The organism is Palaeococcus sp. (in: euryarchaeotes) (genome assembly GCF_053987695.1).
On the sequence record NZ_JBMXHE010000113.1, the window covers coordinates 1 to 4,996 of the forward strand.

Sequence of the window (4,996 nt, forward strand, 5' to 3'; positions counted from 1 at the left end):
GTGAACAGGGGCAAGCTGATTTTATACTCGAAGTAATTGGCCGTCTTACCGAGGAGCAGGGAATCAATCTGCACCTCCTCGGCTGGGCATGGCTCCATGATTTGAATGAAAATGACCATCTTGGCCTTATAACCAGAGACGGTAGAGAAAAGCTAGCTTATAATGTTTGGGTGAGCATATCACGGCTAGGAAAGAGAGCGATGCCGACAATTCGGGAAGATACTATTCCTAAAAATGCCATTAAAATAATGCCAGAAATGGATGTATTCCCACCCATCCTCCATTCTGACGAGTGGAGCAAACCTGTGCCTTTAGAGGGACCAATAAACACGGCCGGAGCGGAGGATTCTCCATTTGTGACACCAGATGGAAAGAATCTCTACTTTTTCTTCACTCCTGATATCAATGTACCTCCGCAAAAACAGCTCATTGATGGTGTTACTGGCATATGGTGGTCAAAGAAAATCAATGGAAAATGGAGCAAACCCATGAGGATTGTATTGGGGAGCAATGAATCCCTTGATGGGGCAGTTTTTATTTTAAACGACACCATGTGGTTCGCCTCTGTTAGACGCGGAAATTATGGAGAAGTTGACATATATACGGCAAAATTTAGAAACGGAAGATGGAGAGATGTTAAGAATGTGGGGGAGCTTTTGACTGCCGTCTATGATGTGGGGGAGCTGTGTATAAGTCCAGACGGGAAGACGATGTATTACGGATGTGGTGGGGACATATGCATGATGGATTCTGTGAACGGGTCATGGGTGAATCCGAGAAAGGTCCCGAATATAAATAGCGAACTTAATGAGGATCAGCCTTTCATAACTCCAGATGGCAATGAATTATGGTTCACCGGGCAAAGTTGGCTTGGATATCCCGGCCCTGCAATATTTAGATCTTTAAAAACAAAAGATGGGTGGAGTGAGCCAGAGGAAATAGTTTCTAACTTTGCCGGGGAGCCGGTGCTGGATGCACAGGGGAACTTATATTTTGTGCATCATTATGTCACAAAAGATATGAAAATAATAGAGGCAGATATCTATGTGGCTTATAAATGTGGCTTATAAAAAGTGATTATTTTTGATAACCTCCGCTTCTCCCTTTATCTTCTCCGTTCCAATGGTGTTGAAAATCATTTCGTACTTTTCTGCAAGCTCTTTACCCGAAGAATCTTCTTCACGTCTTCGTTTGTGAAAATCGTTATCTCCTTTAGCTGGGACTTATCTAAGCCGCCCCATCCCTCCCACTACAGCTCATCCTTCAGGTGTGCTTTCTATCTCCTTTTCACTCAAATGGTTCTTGGGCATTATTGAATCGACCATTTCAAATGCTTTCTTTATGACTCTCCCCTTAGCGACCCATTTCTTTAGATAACCCTTGTCTGGAAACTCTATTGCATCACATGGGCAGAGCATTGCACATGTGTTGCATCCTACCATGCAGTTGTATGGCATCGCCACTACCGGTCTGGCGTTATCCGTATCCCAGTCAAAGACTCTCCTTCCACATGTTACAAAGCAGAGCCCGCATCCAACACATTTATCATAGTTTATCTTTGGGTACCATTCGATTTCCCTTCTGTCCACTCCCCACCAAGGGATAACGCTTAGATCTTTAACTTCCCTTCCGAGAGCATCTTTTCCAATTACCTTGACTTCAGGCATTTTAATCACACCCCATCACATATTAATGAAATTTCATTTAAAATTTTTTTCAAATGTTTTTGTTTTCAACTATTAGTTAGGGTCAAAAATGTCCAGAAAACTTTAAATTTTCTTCATATGATGTTTTTCTGGTATCAATGCTACGTTTAAGAAATATCAGCTACTCCATAAACGGCAGGGAAATAATAAAAGGAATCAACATGCAGTTTAGAGGGGATATGATCTATTCCATATTGGGTCCAAATGGTGCTGGAAAGTCAACACTAGCTTATGTAACCATGGGAGTTTTGAAACCCACTACAGGGAGGATTCTCCTCGGGGATAGAGATATAACAGATTTTTCCATTACGGAAAAGGCAAAACTCGGAATAAGCATGATGTGGCAGGAGCCTGCACGCTACGAAGGGATAACCGTTCGGGAGTACCTAACTCTTGGAGGAAAGCTCAGGACAAATAAAGATGAACTTCAAGAGGTTCTTGAGCTGGTTGGACTGTCCTATGAACTCTATGCTCACCGATTTGTGGATAAAAGCTTGAGTGGCGGTGAGAGAAAAAGAATAGAGCTGGCATCACTTCTCCTGCTAAAGCCAAGATATGCTATCCTTGATGAGCCAGATTCTGGATTGGATATAACTGCAGGAAGGCTCATAGAGAATGTTCTGGATTACTTTAGAAAGATAAGAACAACTGTAATTCTAATCACACACCATGAGGAGATAGCTGCCAAAACGGACTTTGCATACTTTGTTTGTGCGGGTAAGCTTATAAAAAAGGGATTCTCTCGTGAGATAGTTCAATACTATAAAGAGACATGTGGAAGGTGCTTCCTTGCGGAGATGAGAGTGAGATGAGCATTAAAATCGATCGTGTTAAAGAATATGAGACAATACTTGAAATCTATGAAAAGGAAGGTCTTGATACTTCGCTCTTTGGGGATAGGATAGCCACCATAATTATAAGCGGAGACAGGATAATCGGGCTCAATAACATTCCCGGTGTCGAGATAAGGGGTGAGGAGATAGAAGACGGTGTAAGGGCTTATGTGGAAATAGCCGATGGAACAGAGCTTCATTTTCCAATTCACCTCTGCACGGGCTTTCTAAAAAATGAGGGCTATCAAAGAGTAATCTTTGATATAACAGTTGGCAGAAACTCAAAGGTGAAGTTTACATCTCACTGCATCTTTCCCTACGCAAAAAACTTCACCCATGAGGCCATAGCAAGAATAAAGGTGGGGGAGCGTTCAAGCGTGTTTTATGAGGACGAGCACATACACGGCGAGGGCGTGAGGATGGTGGGCAAGACTGAAGTAGAGGTCGGCAAAAACGGTCGCTACACGGGGAAATTTTCCCTCACAAAGCACAGGGCAAGGGAGCTGAAGCTTGAGATGAGCGCAAGGCTTGGGAATAACGCCGTTGCGGAGCTTGTATCAAAGGTGAAAGCGGTAAAGGATGACTCCGTGGAGATGAAGGAGGCAATTTACCTCGAGGGCGCCCATTCCAGGGGAAATCTGAAGAGCACGGTCATAGCCTTCGATAACTCGAGGGTCAATGTCGTTAACGAGGCATACGGTTTTGGAGACTACTCAAAGGGGCATGTTGAGTGCCACGAGATAGTCAAGGGCAACGCCGACGTTCAAACCGTCCCTCTATTGAGGGTAAAGAATGACAGGGCTGAACTTACGCATGAGGCATCGATAGGGAGGATAAACGAGGCCCAGCTCGTTCAGCTCATGGCAAAGGGATTAACCGAGGACGAGGCGGCTGAATTTATAATAAAGGGCCTTCTGAGGGAGTGAAGGTTCAAAGAATTCAAAAAAGAAAAAATTATTCAAACAGCATATGCTTCATGGTTTTTACCCCTGTGACCAGCCACATCACTAATAGAAGCCAGTACAAGCCAAAACCGAAGTGGTCTATGGCACCTATGTCGAGGACCGTTCCAACGTTGTGGGTCGCACTGACATAGGCACCAAACGGGAAGATGAATGCCCACCAAGCGAGGCTGTAAGGAAGGGTAAGCTTCCTGATGTAGTGGAGCGTCATTATTACCGCCATCACCAGCCACCAGACGCCGAAGCCCCAGAGGATTAAACCGAAAACGAAAAACGGTTCTTTAACCGTCATGAATTCGCTGGCCTTGACAAGCGCGTAGAGCGTTGAAGTTCCGGCACCGATTGGACCGAGGTTTATCCATACTGCCGGCGCCATCCCGCAGGGCAGCAGTTCGTGCCGTATGAAGCGGAAAAACACTATCGCGAAGAGACCTAAGTACAAGAAGAAGCCCGCACCCCATGCGAAGTAGTTAACCGCGTAAGCAATCTCTTTAGCGATTCCGGAGAAGCTTGGGATTAGCCCCGCACCCCCTAAAGGGATCACTATTAACCCGACCGGGGGAATAAACCATGCAGGGGTAACCGCCTTGAGGTCTATCTCCTTCTCTATGAACATCAGATAAGGGATGAGCAGGGAAAAGAATATCGTGAGAGTGGCTCCGGGAATCCAGAACGCCTTTGCGATGGCAGTTTTTTTAAGTATAAGCAGATAATCAGCCGAAAGGACGAGCATGGCTACAGATATCGTCCCGTAGAAGTGACATACAACCGGATGTTTGAGGTCTTCTAAGGCGTTTTCCGTGTACTTCGCCCACCTAAGGAGCCATGGAATCAGCAGGATGAAAAATAGCCCCGTGTTGAGATACGTCAGGGCAATGGCTAGGGTTTTAAGCTCCGGAAGTCTCTGAGAGTACGCAAAACTGACCAGTGCAAGAGCTCCTGTTCCCATAACGCTCGCGAACCAGCTCGGCGCGAAGTCCTTTATGTTCACCTTCATTTGCTTCACCAAAAGAAGACATCATATGAAAAAATTTAAAGATTTCTTGAACCCATGGTTGAAAACCATCTCACTGACCATGCTTTTCGCACCCCTCTCTTTCCTTTTCGCGCTCTATCTTCTCCTTCCAGTAGGGGTCAACCTCAAGAACCTGGTGGATGAAGGCTTCCACCACATCTTTGATTCTTCCGTAGGCTCCAGTAACAACCTCTATTCCGAGCTCGTTGAAGAAGGAGACCGCTTTAGGACCCATCCCATAGGCGAGGACGACATCTCCCCCGTGCTCTTTGACGAACCTCGGAAGGTCCCCGGGCCCGTGCTCCTCGAAGGGAACCTTAATGACTTCAAAACCCTTGATTTTGCTGTTTTCAACATCCACAAAAACGAAGTACTTTGCCCTGCCGAAGTGCCCGCTCACTTCGCTTTCCAAACCCCTGTCATCCACGGCTGGAACCACTATTCTCATATGATATCACCCCTTTAATTGAAAATTTTTTC

The 4,996-nt window shown here is 45.5% G+C and carries 6 protein-coding genes; 3 read left to right on the top strand and 3 right to left on the bottom strand.

The genetic code is table 11. The features are described from left to right. The coding region (locus ACXJGZ_RS08800; RefSeq protein ID WP_456399076.1) for a TolB family protein at window positions 1-1,070 on the top strand (1,070 nt) is incomplete at its 5' end. Between the two features lie 186 nt (window positions 1,071-1,256). Here the strand turns inward: ACXJGZ_RS08800 and ACXJGZ_RS08805 are convergent. Beyond that, complete coding sequence (locus ACXJGZ_RS08805) at window positions 1,257-1,667, bottom strand: 4Fe-4S dicluster domain-containing protein (protein WP_293256529.1); 411 nt, start codon at window positions 1,665-1,667, stop codon at window positions 1,257-1,259. 137 nt (window positions 1,668-1,804) lie between these two features. Between ACXJGZ_RS08805 and ACXJGZ_RS08810 the strand changes: the two genes are divergently transcribed. Both ACXJGZ_RS08810 and ACXJGZ_RS08815 read left to right on the top strand, forming a co-directional pair. Then, entirely contained in the window at window positions 1,805-2,518 is a 714-nt protein-coding gene (locus ACXJGZ_RS08810) for an ATP-binding cassette domain-containing protein (protein WP_456320822.1), read from the top strand. Further along, window positions 2,515-3,465, top strand: a complete 951-nt coding sequence (locus ACXJGZ_RS08815) for a SufB/SufD family protein (RefSeq protein WP_456320821.1) — start codon at window positions 2,515-2,517, stop codon at window positions 3,463-3,465. The genes ACXJGZ_RS08810 and ACXJGZ_RS08815 overlap by 4 nt, the downstream gene beginning before the upstream one ends. Before the next feature lie 28 nt (window positions 3,466-3,493). Here ACXJGZ_RS08815 and ACXJGZ_RS08820 read toward each other — a convergent pair whose 3' ends face one another. After that, the gene (locus ACXJGZ_RS08820; RefSeq protein ID WP_456320820.1) at window positions 3,494-4,498 is read right to left on the bottom strand and encodes a TDT family transporter; all 1,005 of its coding nucleotides are present in this window, start codon (window positions 4,496-4,498) and stop codon (window positions 3,494-3,496) included. 70 nt (window positions 4,499-4,568) lie between these two features. After that, window positions 4,569-4,964 carry a NifB/NifX family molybdenum-iron cluster-binding protein gene (locus tag ACXJGZ_RS08825; RefSeq protein ID WP_456399077.1) on the bottom strand — a complete coding sequence of 132 codons (396 nt, stop codon included), beginning with the start codon at window positions 4,962-4,964 and terminating at the stop codon, window positions 4,569-4,571. Window positions 4,965-4,996 lie beyond the last annotated feature (32 nt).